The 15385-nt window shown below is 64.3% G+C and carries 15 protein-coding genes and 1 pseudogene; 11 read left to right on the forward strand and 5 right to left on the reverse strand.

The window, feature by feature from the left end:
- The first annotated feature begins 212 nt into the window (after positions 1-212).
- Positions 213-1823, forward strand: coding sequence for an ABC-F family ATPase (locus ACYCTF_RS12370; protein WP_461284200.1), 1611 nt, complete (start codon positions 213-215; stop codon positions 1821-1823).
- On the opposite strand, the gene ACYCTF_RS12375 is transcribed toward ACYCTF_RS12370, so the two are convergent.
- Positions 1803-2633, reverse strand: a complete 831-nt coding sequence (locus ACYCTF_RS12375; protein WP_461284201.1) for a polysaccharide deacetylase family protein — start codon at positions 2631-2633, stop codon at positions 1803-1805. The two genes, ACYCTF_RS12370 and ACYCTF_RS12375, sit on opposite strands and share 21 nt — an antisense overlap.
- A gap of 375 nt (positions 2634-3008) precedes the next feature.
- Between ACYCTF_RS12375 and ACYCTF_RS12380 the strand changes: the two genes are divergently transcribed.
- The 8 genes from ACYCTF_RS12380 to ACYCTF_RS12415 all read left to right on the forward strand — a co-directional run bounded on the left by ACYCTF_RS12380 (position 3009) and on the right by ACYCTF_RS12415 (position 11007).
- On the forward strand, positions 3009-3947 hold the full coding sequence (locus ACYCTF_RS12380) for a chorismate transformation enzyme, FkbO/Hyg5 family (RefSeq protein ID WP_461284202.1): 939 nt from the start codon (positions 3009-3011) through the stop codon (positions 3945-3947).
- 61 nt (positions 3948-4008) lie between these two features.
- Positions 4009-4848, forward strand: coding sequence for a MipA/OmpV family protein (locus ACYCTF_RS12385; protein WP_461284203.1), 840 nt, complete (start codon positions 4009-4011; stop codon positions 4846-4848).
- Between the two features lie 75 nt (positions 4849-4923).
- Positions 4924-5190, forward strand: coding sequence for a phosphopantetheine-binding protein (locus ACYCTF_RS12390; RefSeq protein WP_461284204.1), 267 nt, complete (start codon positions 4924-4926; stop codon positions 5188-5190).
- Positions 5191-5240: 50 nt separating this feature from the next.
- Entirely contained in the window at positions 5241-6260 is a 1020-nt protein-coding gene (locus ACYCTF_RS12395) for an LpxL/LpxP family acyltransferase (protein ID WP_461284205.1), read from the forward strand.
- Positions 6250-6699 carry a LolA-related protein gene (locus tag ACYCTF_RS12400; protein ID WP_461284206.1) on the forward strand — a complete coding sequence of 150 codons (450 nt, stop codon included), beginning with the start codon at positions 6250-6252 and terminating at the stop codon, positions 6697-6699. The genes ACYCTF_RS12395 and ACYCTF_RS12400 overlap by 11 nt, the downstream gene beginning before the upstream one ends.
- Positions 6696-9017, forward strand: a complete 2322-nt coding sequence (locus tag ACYCTF_RS12405) for an MMPL family transporter (protein ID WP_461284207.1) — start codon at positions 6696-6698, stop codon at positions 9015-9017. Before ACYCTF_RS12400 ends, ACYCTF_RS12405 begins: the two co-directional genes overlap by 4 nt.
- A gap of 5 nt (positions 9018-9022) precedes the next feature.
- Positions 9023-10213, forward strand: coding sequence for a beta-ketoacyl-ACP synthase (locus tag ACYCTF_RS12410; protein WP_461284208.1), 1191 nt, complete (start codon positions 9023-9025; stop codon positions 10211-10213).
- Positions 10210-11007: a beta-ketoacyl synthase chain length factor gene (locus ACYCTF_RS12415; protein WP_461284209.1), complete on the forward strand. Its 798-nt coding sequence runs from the start codon at positions 10210-10212 to the stop codon at positions 11005-11007. Before ACYCTF_RS12410 ends, ACYCTF_RS12415 begins: the two co-directional genes overlap by 4 nt.
- Before the next feature lie 155 nt (positions 11008-11162).
- Here ACYCTF_RS12415 and ACYCTF_RS12420 read toward each other — a convergent pair whose 3' ends face one another.
- Positions 11163-11480, reverse strand: coding sequence for a hypothetical protein (locus ACYCTF_RS12420; RefSeq protein ID WP_461284210.1), 318 nt, complete (start codon positions 11478-11480; stop codon positions 11163-11165).
- Positions 11481-11696: 216 nt separating this feature from the next.
- On the opposite strand from ACYCTF_RS12420, the gene ahr reads away from it, so the two are divergent.
- Together ahr and ACYCTF_RS12430 are read left to right on the forward strand one after the other, a co-directional pair.
- Positions 11697-12713 (forward strand): NADPH-dependent aldehyde reductase Ahr, encoded by a 1017-nt coding sequence (gene ahr / locus ACYCTF_RS12425; RefSeq protein ID WP_461284211.1) that lies wholly within the window; start codon positions 11697-11699, stop codon positions 12711-12713.
- A gap of 180 nt (positions 12714-12893) precedes the next feature.
- Positions 12894-13655 (forward strand): LuxR C-terminal-related transcriptional regulator, encoded by a 762-nt coding sequence (locus tag ACYCTF_RS12430; protein ID WP_461284212.1) that lies wholly within the window; start codon positions 12894-12896, stop codon positions 13653-13655.
- On the opposite strand, the gene ACYCTF_RS12435 is transcribed toward ACYCTF_RS12430, so the two are convergent.
- The 3 genes and pseudogenes from ACYCTF_RS12435 to tnpA all read right to left on the reverse strand — a co-directional run bounded on the left by ACYCTF_RS12435 (position 13552) and on the right by tnpA (position 15347).
- The gene (locus ACYCTF_RS12435) at positions 13552-14265 is read right to left on the reverse strand and encodes an acyl-homoserine-lactone synthase (RefSeq protein WP_461279373.1); all 714 of its coding nucleotides are present in this window, start codon (positions 14263-14265) and stop codon (positions 13552-13554) included. The two genes, ACYCTF_RS12430 and ACYCTF_RS12435, sit on opposite strands and share 104 nt — an antisense overlap.
- Before the next feature lie 108 nt (positions 14266-14373).
- Positions 14374-14862: a hypothetical protein gene (locus ACYCTF_RS12440; protein WP_461284213.1), complete on the reverse strand. Its 489-nt coding sequence runs from the start codon at positions 14860-14862 to the stop codon at positions 14374-14376.
- A 74-nt stretch (positions 14863-14936) separates the two neighbouring features.
- Positions 14937-15347 (reverse strand): annotated as a pseudogene (gene tnpA / locus ACYCTF_RS12445) (IS200/IS605 family transposase).
- Between the last annotated feature and the right edge of the window lie 38 nt (positions 15348-15385).

Raw genomic sequence — 15385 nt, forward strand, 5'->3', positions numbered from 1 at the left:
CTTGATATGCGCGTCATTCATGATGGTTTTCATCCCTCATCATGAACAGGAACCGGGTCGGGTTCAGTATCATTTCATGTTAGAAACAGGCCCTCCCTTCAGTATCATTTCGTATTGGAAGAGGCTGGCGGGTGACGTGCGCGGGTCTTTGCGGTACGATGCCCCGCTTTGTGTGCGCACATTCTTGAAGACCCTTTCCCGGCAGGACTCTCGTGCTTTCAACCGCTCAGCTCACCATGCAGTTCGGGGCCGCGCCCCTTTTTGAGAACGTTACCGTCAAGTTCGGTTCCGGGCACCGCTATGGCCTCATAGGGGCCAACGGTTCCGGCAAGTCGACCTTTATGAAGATTCTGGGCCGCGACATCGAGCCCACCTCCGGGGTCGTCTTGTGGGAGGCCGACAAGCGTGTCGGTAAGCTCCGCCAAGACCAGTTCGCCTTCGAGTCCAATACGGTCTTGGATACGGTCATTATGGGGGACGCGGAGCTCTGGCGCCTGAAGTCCGAGCGGGACCGGCTCTATGCGCTCCCGTCTTTGAGTGAAGAGGATGGGATGCGGGTCGCGGAACTCGAGGCCGACTTCGCCGCGCGCGATGGCTATACGGCCGAGTCGCGGGCCGCCGAGCTCCTGACCGGGCTTGGGGTGCCGGTTGCCCAGCACGCCGGGCCTATGAGCGCGGTCGCGCCCGGGTGGAAGCTGCGCGTGCTCCTGGCGCAGGCCTTGTTTCCGGATCCGGACATACTGCTCCTCGATGAGCCTACCAACCATCTGGACATTCATACGATCCGATGGCTCGAGGATCTCTTGGTCGATCGGCGCAGCACCATGGTGATCATTTCGCATGACCGCCATTTTCTGAACCAAGTATGCACGCACATTGCCGACCTGGATTATGGTGAGGTGCGAATATTTCCCGGCAATTACGACGAATATATGATCGCCGCTACCGAGGTGCGCGAACGACGGCTCGCCGATAACGCCAAGAAGAAAGCCCAGATCGCTGGTCTACAGGCCTTTGTGAGCCGCTTTTCGGCGAATGCCTCCAAGGCCAAGCAGGCCACCTCGCGGGCCCGGCAGATCGACAAGATCAAGCTCGATGAAATTAAACCCTCGAGCCGCGTGAGCCCTTATATCCGATTCGATATGGAAAAAAAGCTCTATCGCCAGGCGCTCGAGATACGCGGCATGGCGCAGGGCTATGATGAGATCCTCTGGCGGGATCTCGATCTCTACGTGACCGCCGGGGCTCGTATCGGTGTGATCGGCGCGAACGGGGCGGGGAAGACCACGCTTCTGCGTACGCTCGCCGGGGAGCTCAGTCCGCGCCAAGGGGAGATTCAGTGGGCGGAGGCCGCGCGTGTCGGTTATTGCGCGCAGGACCACGGGGACGATTTTGCCGAGGATCTCACCTTGCTTGCTTGGATGAGCCAGTGGGGGTCCACGAGCCACGACGAACAGGCGATACGCGCGGTGCTCGGGCGCTTGCTTTTTTCTCGCGAGGAGAGCGAGAAATCGGTACGCGTGTTGTCGGGGGGCGAGCGCGCCCGCATGATTTTCGGCAAGCTCATGCTGCGTTCGCCGAATGTCTTGATATTGGACGAGCCCACCAATCATCTGGATATGGAGTCCATCGAGGCCTTAAATCTGGCCTTGGTGCATTACCCCGGCACCCTTATCTTCGCAAGCCACGACCGCGAGTTTGTGTCGTCGCTTGCGACCGAGATTCTGGAGCTGCGCGACGGGCGGATCACGAGCTTTGGTGGCGGCTACGAGGATTATCTGAAAACCCGCGGGGCGACACCGTCACGCGCGGCTGCGCATTGACAGACGCTCTACGGGTGCGGTGTTTCCAAGGAGTGTGGGCAGATCGACTGCCCGCAGCCCGCGGGCCGCGAGCCTCTGGAGTAGGGAGGGCAGGACCGTATCTATGACCGGCCGGCCCTGCCGGTCGCGCGCGTTGCGGCCGTCATGCAGGAGCAGGATGGCACCTGGCTGGATGTGATGTGTAACGCGTCGCAAGATTCTGGCAGGTACAGGGTCTAGGGTGTCGAATCCGCGGTGTGACCAAGCGGCGTATCGGAGTGCGCGTTCTGCGAGCAGCGGGGCAAGCCACGGGTTACGAAAGCCGGCAGGCGCCCGGAAATAGGCCGGTGGCCGATCGCAGAGATCGGCGAGCAGGTCTTGGGTGTCATCGATCTCGCGCGCGAGCTTGTGGGATCCGAGGAGCGCGAAGCGCGGGCTATGGCGCCAGCTGTGGTTTTCTATACTATGCCCGGCCATGGCCGCGCGGCGCACGAGGCCTGGCCACTGTCGCGCCCGGGCGCCAATACAAAAGAAGCTGGCTTTGGCGCCATACCGGGCCAGGATGTCGAGGATCCGCGGGGTGAGAGCCTCGTTCGGACCGTCGTCGAAGGTAAGGGCGACCTGCGCCTCCGCGGTGGGCGCGCTTGTGATCGTGGGACCCACGAACGAGCAGCGTGGGCAGAGGCAGGCGGCGGCCAGCGCGGCTTGGCTGGCGGCGACCGCACCTAAGGTTGGCGCCATCGGCATGGCATGCGTACTGGCGACGACGGTCACGATGCCGTCTAGGATATTGACCATCTGAAAGACGTCGCGTGCGTCGATCCGTGCCATTATCGGATCCCACCAGGCCTCAGGGCGTTGGGCATGCACGCGCAAGGCGAGGGGGGACGCGCGCGATCCTGCCGTGGCTCGGGTCTAAAATGTGAGGAGGAACAAGCCTTATGCATGATCGCGGGACGACCTACAGCGGGTCTTGCCGGAGCACGACGCTAGCGCGCGTCGGGCGCATCATGTCTTCGGCTCAGGGCATGTCGGTCGCGCGGGTACGGCATTGGCGAGAAAGTACACGCATTCCGATCGGCCGGCAAGGTAAAGCGGTGGGGACGGAGGGCGGTCATTGCGTCGAAGCCGCCGGGGACGCAAAGGTCGTCGGTTGCGGCTGTGGCGGCCGGGGCGTCTTGCGCCCCCTATTCGAATAAACGGGTTATGCGGATATTTTATCATCCAGCCGAGCGGCTGAGCGAGATCGAGAGCCGGCGCGATGTGCTTGGGGTGGTGGCATACGGCGCCGCAGAGCCCGGGCGCGCCTGGTGCGGGCAGGCGCCCTATCTGGGGGTGGCGCTGAGCCCTCACGGGGCGCCTGTGTGTGAGGTCATCACAGGGGGCATGGTCAAGCGTGGTGCGCGCCACGATGTGCGTTATGCGCACGATGGCGAGTGGTTGTTTGCGGCGATAGCAGTGGATGCCTCGGGCGCGATCGAGGCCGCCGCAATCTTGGCCTACGAACGTCTCCTGCAGGTGGCCGGCGAGGAAGGCTACGGTTGCCTGATTCGGGCCTGGCAGTATTTCCCCGCCATCCATGGGGTGGAGGAAGGTCTCGAGCGCTACCGGCAATTCAATCGCGGACGCCATCATGCCCTTGGGAGCCATCTGGCGCGAGGCGGGATACGCCCGGCCGCGACCTGTATCGGGACGCACGCGGGACACCTTACGGTGTACATGCTGGCGCGACGAGCGCCGGGTGTGGCTATCGAAAACCCACGACAGGTTGCCGCTTACCAGTATCCGAAGACGTACGGCCCGCGCCCGCCCGACTTTGTGCGTGCGATGAAGGTGGTAAGTGAGGGGCAGCAGTGGTTGTGGATCTCGGGCACGGCCGCCATCGTGGGGCACGAGAGTTGTGCCGCGGGGAACATGGAGGCACAGATGCGTGAAGCTTTCGCCAACCTCGATCTTGTGGTGGCGAGCGCTGATCTGGGAGAGGATCGGCGCGTGGTGGCGACCAAGGTCTATGTGCGCGGCGCGGGGCCCTTGCCGGCCTTGCCGGGTCCTTGGGCCTGCGCCCCGGTGCTGGTTCTCACGGGCGATATCTGTCGGAGCGAGTTATTGATTGAGATCGAGGCTGTCGTGACCGCTGGCGTCTGAGACCAAGGGGCGCCAAGATAGGGTTGGGGCGATCGGCGAGAACGACGCCTGAGGAGGGGGGATGGTGAAGGTTTTTGGGGGCGGACCGGGCCCTAAGAGGGGCGTGCGTCTTGCCTATGCCGTTTTGGGCGCGTTCGCGATCAGCGCGGCGGCCGCCCGGCAGTCCCACTACCGCGGGGGGCTCGGGGTCGCGGTATTTCTCGCCCCTACCTATCCCGGGTCGGACAGCGAACGCGTGTTCGCCTATCCCTACCCGTACTGGGAATATGAATCGCCGAGATGGCATCTCCACCACGAGCATCTGCGTGCCCATTGGGGTCGCCATTCGCCGCTCAGTGTGGGTATCGGCGCCAACGGTTCGCCCCCGGACGCGGCCGGCACGCCCGATGCGCGTGCCGGCATGCCGGCGCTCGCACCGACCTTCGCCTTGGGGCCCGATGTCCTATACCGGTTGGCATGGCGGCGCGGGGGGCGGGCTTGGCTTGGGGCTCGGGTCCGCTACCGATGGGCGATCGACCCAGGTCTGCGGCTCGCGCCGGTCGGGAGCAGTGCATCGGCCTTCCTGGAGTGGCGCACCATCCGGGGGCGCACATGGCCCATTGTGGTAAGCTTTGGCCCCGTTTTTCGCAGCCGCGGGGTCAACGGCTATTTCTTTGGGGTCCCGGCGGACGAGGCGGTGATCGGCCGGCCGGCGTATGCAGCACCCGGCGGATATGCGGGCATGCGCTTGACGGCGGCCGTGAGCCGCCGCGTAGGGTCTTTTGATTTCTCGGTTTTCGGACGCTATCGGAATTACCGCGGCGCGGCGTTCGCGTCGAGCCCCTTGATGAAGGCTTCCAATACCTTGATGGTGGGAGTCGCGGTCGTGTGGGTGTTCATCCGCTCGCCCAGCCGCGCGTGAAGCGCACGCGGGTGCAGCGTGGGCGTTGTGGGTATGGTTGCAGATTTTGTGGGAGTTTTTGCGAGGGTACGTTGCGTGAAGAGTGAGCAAACCGACTTTGAGCGCGAGATTGCGCAGTTGCTTGTCAGCAGTCTGAATTTGGCGCTCGATCCGGTCTCCATTGATCCGGAGGCCCCGCTTTTTCGGGAGGGGCTGGGGCTTGATTCGATCGACATGCTGGAGATCGCGCTTGCGATCTCGCAGCATTATGGTATCCAAATGCGTTCGGACGATCCGGAAAACGGGACGATTTTCGCGTCACTTAGGGCGCTGACAGCCGCTATCAAGGCGCGTCGGGCATAAACGGGTTCCGGCCCCGGGCTTTCCGGGAAGGCGTGGTTTGAGGGGCGGTGATGGCCCAGGCGTGGTTTGAGAAGCGTGAGCGGGGCAGTGGCTTGGGTATGCGTATCGCCCGCACCCTGGTGCTTGCGCTTGGTCGGCGAACGGGCAGGGCGCTCCTCTGGCCTATCACCGCCTATTTTTTTTGCTTCCTCCGGGAGGGGCGTGTTGGCTTGCGTCGGTACTATGTGGCCCTGGAGGGGCGCCGGCCCTCGCTACGCACCTTGTTTGCCCACTACCTTACCTTCGCGCGGACGGTCCTGGATCGCGCCTATCTGCTGGCGCGTCACCCTGATGCGCCGCCCTATGAGATCCGCGGTTTCGACGCCGTAAGCCCCTACCTTGACCAGGGCCGGGGCGCGGTCTTGATCGGCGCCCATTTGGGGAGCTTCGAGGCGGCGCGCGCGGCCGCGTCGCTGCGGCCGGAGCTCAAGGTCCAGGTCATCATGAACGTCGGCGTGTCGCGCAAGCTGAATGAGACCTTGGGGGCCTTGGACCCTGGCGCGCAAGACTCGATTCTGGCGCTCGGGGGGGCGGCGTCTCTTTTGCGGGTCAAGGAGATATTGGCGGAAGGGGGGCTCGTGGGTCTCATGGGCGACAGGCCTTTGGGGGGTGAACCGACTTATGAGGCCGAATTCCTCGGCCGCGTGGCCCGTTTTCCACTCGGTCCTTTGCGGCTTGCGGCGACCCTCCAGGTACCGGTATTCTTCTTCACCGCACTCTACCGCGGCGCCGCCACGGGCGCTTGCCGCTACGAGTTGGTATTCGAGCCGCTGTGTGGCCCCGCGCCGGAGGCCGCTTTGCGGGGCGAGTGGATGCGACGACTTGGGGAGCGGTATGTGGAGACCCTTCAGGCGTACTGTCGCGCAGCACCTGACAACTGGTTCAACTTTTATGACTTTTGGCAAGTCCCAGATAGCGGCTCGCCTCGGAGGCCTACTCCTGGTGATGGTCGCGACGACCGTGTGGGCCCACGAGCGCCCATGGAACGTTCCGACGCTCCTCAAGATGTTGGCGCGCGGGGTGAACGGTAAGGTTCGATTTACCGAGACCAATCATCTGGCAAGCCTCCGGCGCCCCGTCCGCGCCCATGGCACCCTGCAATACATCAAGCCCGCAACGCTCATCATGACGCAAAGTGCGCCCCGAAAGGCCGTTTATCGCATCGTCGGCAATCGCTTGTTCGTTAACGGTGCGCGGCGCGGAGTACCGGTCACCCGCTACCCCGGAGTGGTGGCGATCGTGTCGGGATTCGAGGGTCTGCTGAGCGGCAATTACGCGCTCTTGGCGCATGACTTTACGACGCATCTCACGGGGGATCGCAAGGCCTGGCATCTGCTTCTGACACCGCGGCTTGCCTCGCTCAAGCAGGCACTCTCGAGTGTCGCGATCAGCGGCCGGGGCGCGGCGCTTGTGGAGATCGAGACGCGGGCGCCGAACGGCGATACGTCGGACATGCGCATCCTGCGGTGAACGCCAAAGCCTTGGCCTTGGGGCTCACGCTTGCGTGGCTTGCCGTGATGGCGGGCCTGGCGGTCGTCATCGTGAAGACTGGCCGCTTCGGCGGGAGTCTGACCGCGTTCCTGCCGACTTCCGGAAATACCGTGCAGCGGGCGCTCGTGCAGGGTCTGCATAAGGGCGAGGCCTCGCGCGTCTTGATGGCGGCGGTCAGCGGCGGGAGCGCCGTCCAGCGTCTCAGGGCCTCCCGCGCCCTCGTGGGGCTTCTGCGCCCGCACAAGGCGGTGTTCGCCCTGGTCGCTAATGGTGGGCGGGGGGCGGCGCGCGATGTGGAGGGATTTCTGTCTCGCTATCGCTATCTCCTGGCGCCGCGCACAGCGTGGACCGTGGGTGCTTTGCGTGTGGACTTGCAGCGTGATCTGGCCATCCTCGAGTCGCCGGCGGGCCTCACTTCAGGCGAGATCATGGCAGACCCCACAGGCGCGCTCATGGCCGCCGCCCGGCCCTGGATGGGGGGCGGTGGTCCGCGGTCGCGTCATGGGGAATGGGAGTCGCGCGACGGTCGTTCGGCCCTCCTGCTCATGGAGACGCATCGCTCGGGATTCTCGGTCACGCCCCAACGACGCGCCTTGCACCTGATTCACGCGGCGTTCACGCAAGTCGCTCGAGGCACGCCGCTTACCCTGACGATGGCCGGGACCGGAGTCGTGACGGTGGCGGCCAATGATCGGGTCGCCGCGAGCGCCAAGGTCCTGACCATGATCGATCTCTTCCTGGTCGCGGGGATCTTGTTCTTCGTCTATCGTTCGGCGCCGCCCATGGTGGCGAGCCTCGTGCCGCTTACGAGCGGCGCCATGGTGGCGATGGCCGTTACCGCGCTCGCGTTCCCACGCCTGGCGATCACCACTTTGGGCTTTGGGACGATGCTGATCGGTGTGGCGATGGATTACCCCACCTATGTGTTGCTGCACATGGGGCCGAGTGAAGGTGCGGAGGCGGCCGCTCGGCGCGTGGCGCGCGCCCTGGGGCTTGCCATGATCGCCATGGTGATCGGTTTCTCGACCATGATTGTCTCGCGGCTCGCAGGTCTCGTGCAGCTCGGCGTCTTCGCCTGCGCGGGCCTTGTCGCTTCCGCACTTGCCGCGCGCTACCTTCTGCCTTTCATGATGCCGGCCTGGCGGCCGACGGCCGACCTCAGTGTTTGGGATCGGCGGGCATCGCGCGCGATGAGCGGGCTGCGGCGCGCGCGCTGGGCAAGCGCGGTGGTGGCGCTTGGGGGGCTCGGGGTACTCGCCTATCGGGGCTCGGGCGTATGGGACGATCATCTGTCGGCCTTGAGCCCGGCCCCCCATGCCCTAATGGCGCGTACGGGCCGTATGGCGGGCGAGTTCGGTGTGCCTGGTCTGTCGTCACTTGTGGTTGTGAGCGCGGACAACACCCAGCAGGCTCTGGCGCGCAGCGCCGCACTCATGCCGGTTCTGGAGAAACTCCGTAAGCGCGGGATGGTCGCGAGTTACCAACTGGCGGCAGGCTATCTGCCGACCTTAGCCACCCAACGCCGTCGCCAGCAGGCCTTGCCGACCGCCGCGGTTTTGCAGCGGCGACTGCGCGCGGCCGCCGCCCACATGCCGTTTCGCGCCCGCGCGTTCCGACCGTTCCTGGCGGCGGTTCAGCAGGCACGGCACGAACCTCTTTTGCGGCCCGAGGACTTGCCGGCACCCGTGCGCGCGCGGCTGAAAGGCCTGCTCGTGCGCGTGCATGGCCACGTGGTGGCCTTCGTGCGTCTCTCGGGCGTGCATAATCCCCGTAGGGTGCATGCAATGATCCGGGCAAGCCATGTCGAAGGCGCACACTTCGTGGTGGTTAAGCGGGTCGTAGGCGCCCTCATGGGGCGCTATCGCGCGGCGCTTTTGAAGCACTCGATCGTGGCGGCCTTGCTCATGGCGTTGGTCATCGCCATCGGATTGCGGTCGGCGCGGGAGGCCTTGCGGCTCGTCTTGCCTATGGCGGCGGCGATCCTCACGACCTGCGCGATAGTGGTGTTGACGGGCCCGGGGCTCACGCTCTTGAATCTCGTGGCTTTGTTGCTCATTGCGGGCCTGGGCATGGGCTATGCCTTGTTTCTCGGCGACCACGGTCTGATCACAAACCGGCGACCACTCGCGCCCTGGATTTGCGCGGCCACGACCATAACGGGCTTTGGCGTCATGGCGTTTGCGTCGGTTGCCATGTTGCGCCAGGTTGGGCTGACTGTGAGTGTGGGCGCATTACTTGCGCTGATCTTTACCGCCGCTTGGTCTTCCGGGCGCGGGCGTACCGCCGAAGGGGCATGATGGGGATGGATATCGCTGTACACCGTTATACCTTGACGAGCGCCTTTGGCCAGGGCCTCGCGGCGAATCGCGCGGGACTTACGGGTGGCCGTTCGGCGCTGTCTTCGTATGCGCTCGCCGATGGCTTTCCGTGCGCGCTTGGCCGCGTGTCAGGCCTCGAGGACGTAGTCATAGCGGAGCGGTTAGCGCGTTACGATTGCCGCAATAACCGCCTGGCGGAGCTTGCGCTCGAGACCGACGGTTTCAAGGATGCAGTGGCGGCTGTGATCCGCGACGTGGGCGCGGGGCGTGTAGGGGTTGTGATCGGTACGAGTACGTCGGGCATCGCCACGACCGAGGCCGCTTATCGTTCGGCGGCCTTTGCCCGAGACGGGGTACTCGCCGCCGACTTCCCTTACCGCGAGACCCACAATGTCTTTTCATGCGCGGATTTCGTGCGCCGTTCTCTCGGTGCTCAGGGGCCCGCACTCGTGGTGTCGACGGCCTGCTCTTCGAGCGCCAAGGCCTTTGTCGCGGCGGCGCGTCTCGTGGCTTCGGGGACCTGCCGGGCGGTGGTCGTAGGGGGCGTCGATAGCCTCTGTGACACCACACTCTACGGCTTTCATTCGTTGGGACTCTTGTCGCGCGGTCATCCGCGCCCCTTCAGCGCCCATCGTGATGGCATCGGTGTCGGCGAGGCGGCCGGTTTTGCCTTGGTGGGGCCGCCCACGCTTTTTGGTGCGCGGGGCGGTCTCCATTTGGTGGGGGCCGGCGAGAGCTCCGATGCTTATCACATGACCGCACCCCACCCCGAGGCGCTCGGGGCCCGTGAGGCCATAGGCGCCGCTCTGCAAGACGCCGGCTGGGCCCCCGAGGACGTCGATTATGTCCATCTGCATGGCACGGGGACGCCGCACAATGATGCGGCCGAGGACCAGGGACTCGCGCGACTGGGGCTTGCGGGCGTCCCCGCCGGGTCCACCAAGGGCGCGATCGGGCATACCCTGGGGGCCGCTGGCGTGTGTGGGGTCGCCTTCGTGGGTCAGGGCATGGAGGCTTGCTTCATGCCGGGCACGGCCAATACCGAGGCCCGCGATCCCACGTTCCATTCGGATCTGCTGTTAGCTGGCAGGCCCGGGGTCATTCGGCGCGCCCTGGTCAATACCTTCGGTTTTGGGGGGAGCAATTGCAGTCTCGCGCTCGAGTGGCGCTCATGACGGTCTCTATAGCCGGTTTTGGCGTTCTGGGGCCGGGCTTGCCGGACGCCGAGGCCTGTCGCAGGGCGCTCACCGCTGAAGAAAGCTATCAAGGGGGCGCGGTGCGTGCCCCGCTGGTCGAGGGGCTTTCCGCCAATGAGGCGCGCCGCTGTCCAACGACGGCCCGTTATGTCTTGGACGTCGGCCGCCAGGCCCTGCGCTCGGCGGGCTGGGAGGCCGCAGGCGTGACGACGGTGTTGAGCTCAGGGAGCGGGGATCTGGAGATCCTGGACAAGAACTGCCGGGCTTTGGCCACGGCTCCGATCGCCCTGTCGCCGACGCTGTTCCACAATTCGGTCCATAACGCCGCCGGTGGTTATTGGGGGATCGCGACCGGCTCGCGGGCGGCCACGACGAGCCTCTCGGCCTATGACGATAGTTTTGCTGCGGGGCTGCTCGAGGCCCTGACGACTGTGGCCCCCGGTCGGCCGTGTCTTTTGATCGCCTATGATCTCCCGCCGCCCGCGGCGCTAGCCCAAGTGCGCAAAGTGTCGGCGCCGTTTGCGGTGGCGTTCGCGTTGTCTATGGATGCGCCCGCTGGATCATGCGCCACACTTTCCTGGGAGTGGGGGCCGGCCACAGGCGAGGGCGCGTCCTGCATGGCCTCACCGGTACTTGAGGCCTTGCGTCTTGGGAACCCAGCGGCGCGTTGTCTGCCGCTCCTGCGCGCGCTTTGCAACGGCAGATCCGAAACCTTATCGTGGGCTTATCCCGAAGGCGGCGCGCTCCGCGTGGCGACTCTCTTCGACGCATGAAAATGCTCTGAAGGATCCCATGGGGGAGCGATCACGCGACCGGTCGCCTCCAGAGAGGAGACGGGTGTGGGCACACGGGTGGTCTGTGCCTGTTGGATGAGGCCTCAGTCCGTCGACCGCCCCTTGGCGACCGCGGGGATCCGTCTCTGCGGTTCTCAGTGGTGGTGGCCCTTTACCGCATGCCAGAAGGCGAGCCCTCCGGCCTTGGCGGCGTGCCCGACTTCAAGGCCGGCCTTTTTGGCGGCATGCCCGATCGCAAGCCCGACATGCTTGGCCTTATGGCCGACCTCGCGCGCAGCGGTGCCTAAGCTGTGGCCCACGTGGCGCGCATCACGATCGATGCTGGCCGCTGCCGGTGGGCTGGCCGCGGCCAATGTCCCCAAGACGACACAGAAAAGCGCGAGTTGGCGCAGGGTGTTACCTGTGCCATGGGGCCGATCTTTCCGAGAGCAGGATCCGTAGGGATTGTGCATAGCGATGGTTTAAGGTGAATGGTGAGTCCTGCCCAGTGTAGCAGGAATCAGCGGTGGCAAGGAGAGCGGGTGGGCCGCCGCGCCGCGTGATGTCCGAAGGCCGCTTGCCGACCCCGGGTGGGGCGCTTATCGTATGTCCCGGAAGGCCGATGGAAAGGCGCGCGGGGCGCCGCTTCGGGCAAGTCGAAGGCCATAAAAGAGGGCCAGGAGGATGGTATGTCGGAACCGATCAAAGCATGGGCGGCCTCCGGGCCTGCCCAGCCGTTTGAACGCTACTCCTTTGATCCAGGACCACTCAAGGCTGATGAGGTGGAGATCCATGTCGAGCACTGCGGCCTCTGCCACTCGGATCTTTCTATGTGGGAAAACGAGTGGGGGCGCTCGGTCTATCCCTTGGTGCCCGGTCACGAGGTGATAGGCCAGATCGTGGCGCGCGGTCGTGAGGTCCGAGGTCTCATTGACGGCCAGCGCGTGGGTCTTGGTTGGTTTGCGCGTAGCTGTATGCACTGTAGCCAATGCCTGCGGGGGGATTTCCATCTTTGTCCGCAGACCGAGGCTACGATCGTGGGACGCCACGGCGGCTTCGCCGAACGGGTGCGCTGTCATTGGGCATGGGCCATCCCCTTGCCTCAAGCCTTGGCATCCGCCTCGAGCGGGCCACTCTTCTGCGGCGGGATCACGGTGTTCAGTCCGTTGATGGAATTCGATGTGCGGCCGGTCGAGCGCGTAGGCGTGGTGGGGATTGGCGGGCTTGGACATCTGGCCCTCAAATACTTGCGCGCCTGGGGTTGCGATGTGACGGCCTTCACCTCGCATGCTGGCAAGGCCGGGGATCTGGAGGCGATGGGTGCCCATCGGGTTGTCGGCAGCCGCGACGAGCGCGCGATAGCCGATCTCGCCGGATCCCTGGACCTTCTCATGGTGACCACGAACGCAGCCCTGGATTGGTCGCGCTTCCTCTCGACGCTCGCACCACGCGGCCGTCTCCATTTCGTGGGTGCGGTTCTGGAGCCCCTGGCCATCCCTGCGTTTGGTCTCATTTCGGGACAAAAGTCGGTGTCGGGATCGCCGCTTGGGCGCATCAGCACCATTAAGCATATGTTGAGCTTTTCCGAACGACACGATATTGCTCCTCTGGTCGAGCACTTCCCCATGAGTCGTGTCAACGAGGCGTTTGCGCATTTGCGTTCCGGGAAGGCGCGCTACCGCATCGTTCTGGACGCGGACTTCTGAGGGTCGTGTCAGGGATTCGTGCGTGGCTTGTCCAATAATGGAATTGGACTAAATATAAATCGCGTTGGATTCATGGAAGCCCTGGACTTGCCCGGTGTTTGGGCTGGTGATAATGTAAATGCCACCGCCGCATGGATCCGCCGAGCGGCCTGGGGAAAGACCAGAGTAGGGCTTCCGAATATGCGTAAAAGACTCGCGTGTCTGTCGAGGGCGGATCTTTTGAACCTCGCAGAGTTGTCTCATGCGACGGCGAAGACAAAGAGCATCGAAGGGGCCACTGCGCTCTTTCGGTCGCTTGAAGCGCTCCTGCCTCTCCGCGGCGCCGTATGGGTGCTGGCGCGATGGGATGTCAACGGTGAAATGTGCGGCGTGCATCAGCTCTTGAACTTCGGATACCCGCCGGAGTGGCTTGCCCTCTATCGCGAGCGCCGCTACGACCGGGTGGACCCGGTGCTTCGAGGCGACCAGTCTGGAAACGGTATTCAGCTCTGGTCGCGGGCCTTTACAAGGGCGCGATCGGCGGACGAGCACTCGTTCGTGGACGCTTGCATGGCGTTCGATCTGCGCGAGGGCATGACGGCGGGCGTGGGCGGGGTGCGAGGCTTTCGGAGCCACCTGTCTTTCTGGGGAGGTGATCTTGAGCGTGCCGCCCGACACCGCACGGTGATCGAATGCCTCGCCCCCGCGTTTCACGATTTTTTGGGCAGGCTCATGGCGGTCACGCCCGGTGAGCCCGAGAAGAGCCTGACACGGCGTGAACGCCAGACGCTGTACTGGGCTGGTTTCGGCAAGACCACCTGGGAGATCGGCCGCATCGTGGGTATCAGCGAGCGCACAGTCATGTTTCATCTCGGCAACGCGATGGAGAAGCTAAACGCGCGAAATCGTGTGCACGCGATCGCGAAGGCCGCGCAGTGCGGGATATTGGACCACCCCCCTTAAGCCACTCGCAAAACGGCGTGGGGCGCGCGCAGGCTAGGCGCTCGAAGAGTGCGCGATCGAGTAGGGCTGCGACCACCGGCGGACCTGCACCAAAACGAGAGGGCGGACCGAGGGCCACGCAAGGGACGCCGCGATGGCGCAGGTGCTCGAGGAATCGGGTCTCGACAACGATATAAAGAAAACGCACACCGCAGGCGCGTGACCAGCGATAGATGGCCTTGTAGAGCAGGTTTGCGATCGGTGCGGCGCCCGAGGGCCGCATGCCGCACGGAAGGGTGGTGAGGCGTGTGACCTCGGCCGTGCCTCGGCCTTTGGGGAGACGATATCCCGGGCGCAAGAGGGCGCGAAAATCACCCTCGAGCATGAACGGGCGTTCGGGTGGGATGAGGCGCACAAGCCCAAGGAGCTGTCCATGATCCGCGAAGACGCCCAAGGTCGTTGACCCCGGGTCATAACGATCACGCTCGCGGCCATCCGGGCAAGCGGGCACCCAGCCCAGCTGTTCGCAATAGACGGCGTGTCGCAAGCGGAACGCCTGATCGTGTTCCTCGTCAGTTTCGACGATACGGATCGTGTATCCGGCTTCACGGAAGAGAGGGAGGGCAGCCATGACGCTTTCCTTCGTTTGGGGGCGAGAGAAATAACGCAAATGCGCGCGCCTAGTAGCTGTCGGTTGCGGCAGGTTTGGGATCTGACCATGGGAAAATCCCGGGAGGGATCAGGCGTTTCGAGGGGGCCTTTGCGACACGGGCCGGGACGCCTCGAGGCTCAATGGGGTGGCGAGCGCCTCAAGCGAGCGGCCTTCGCCAGCAAAACCCCAGGCGATCTCGGCGGCTGCCGCCAGCAGCATAAGGATCGCGGCCAGACAATAGCCCCAGAACACCTCGGTGCGGGCGCCCGAGGCGATCAGGATCGCAAACAGGGTGGGGGCCAAGACGCCACCTGTGGCGGTGCCGAGGGCGTAGAAGAGTGCGATGGCCCGCGCGCGGATTTCCAGCGGAAACGCCTCGCTCACCGTGAGATAGGCGGCACTCGCGCCGGCCGACGCCAGGAAGAAGATGGCGGCCCAAGCCAATGTTTGCGACACCGCAGTGAGGGCGTCGATGCGAAAGAGCCACGCTGCGCCGATCATCAATAGCCCCGACAGGCCGTAGGTGGCCGTGATCATGGGGCGGCGCCCCACGGTGTCGAAGAAGCGCGCGAGCACCGCGGCGCCCAGAAAGTTGCTTAAAGAATGGCGCGGGAATTCCCATCCCCTTTAGGGGATTGGGATGAGAGTGCCTATTGGCCCTGACACTCCTGTATGTATCGACGAACAACCTCAGCGGACACACTTCCCGCTGTGCCTACATAATAGGCTTGCGTCCAAAGCTGCTCACGGCCACATACCTTTTTGAGTTGTGGAAACTGCTCCCGCAATTTCCTCGACGTATAGCCTTTCAGTAGGCCAACGATGGTAGCCGGCGCCCATCTCGGCTTCGCGGAAACGAAACAATGCACATGATCAACGTCTGTTTCCAGGGCCAGCAAGACGAACCCGTGCTAGAGGCAATACTCTTCAATAAACCTCTTGCAGGCCTCCTCCACTGGACCCGTAAGGATCTTGCGCCGATACTTCGGTATCCACACGAAATGATAGGCGATTTGGTAGTGGGTCCAGCGGGTCTTACCGGTTTGCAGGGTAGCGTTCATGGCGCTATAATATCCAACATGGAACGGGTTCGTATAGT

The organism is Acidiferrobacter sp., from assembly GCF_054609335.1.